Source organism: Protofrankia sp. CiP3 (genome assembly GCF_917627345.1).
Lineage (GTDB): Bacteria > Actinomycetota > Actinomycetes > Frankiales > Frankiaceae > Protofrankia.
This window is the reverse complement of record NZ_CAKJTM010000127.1, coordinates 1,320-1,871: the sequence shown is the minus strand read 5'-3', so window position 1 is coordinate 1,871 and position 552 is coordinate 1,320. Positions and strand designations below refer to the sequence as shown.

Annotated in this window: 1 protein-coding gene; it reads right to left on the bottom strand. The window is 61.6% G+C overall.

Features of this window, described 5'->3' with window-relative positions:
- The coding region (locus tag MJ797_RS23710) for a recombinase family protein (RefSeq protein WP_255739427.1) at positions 1–519 on the bottom strand (519 nt) is incomplete at its 3' end.
- Between the last annotated feature and the right edge of the window lie 33 nt (positions 520–552).

The window sequence follows — 552 nt, the reverse complement described above, 5'->3', positions numbered from 1 at the left end:
ACCCAGAAGGTAGTGGCGATCTTTCCCAAAGACGCGGTCGGCGAAGAAGTCAAGGATGCCGTCACGGAGAAGGTGCTGGGGGACGTAGATATCGGCGGGATGTCCGGGCCAACGGTGGTGGGCGTCATGACCGCTGGTCGGCCTGATACGGCAGCGGAGGTACACGTATTGCTTCTTGCGTGTCGTCGCCTCCATCCGACGGCCGCAGATGGCGCAGCGGACGTAGGACCGAAGTAGATACGAGCGCTCAGTAGCGGGATGTGTATTGGCGACAGAGGATGATCGGCTGCCGCGCCGACCATTGCTGATCTCGGCCGCAGCCCGGTAGGTGTCGAGGCTGACAATGGGTGGATGTGTCACTTCCGGTGACCATACCCATAAAGCCGGTGGATTGAACCGGCCCTGGCGACTGTTACGCGCTCGCCTGTTCCACACCATGTACCCTGTGTACTTCGGGTTCATCAGGATGCTGTAGACAGTCCGGCCGCTCCACGACCCTCGGCTCCGCGTTCCTCCGATCGCCGTCGGGGGCGGATAACGATCACTATCGGT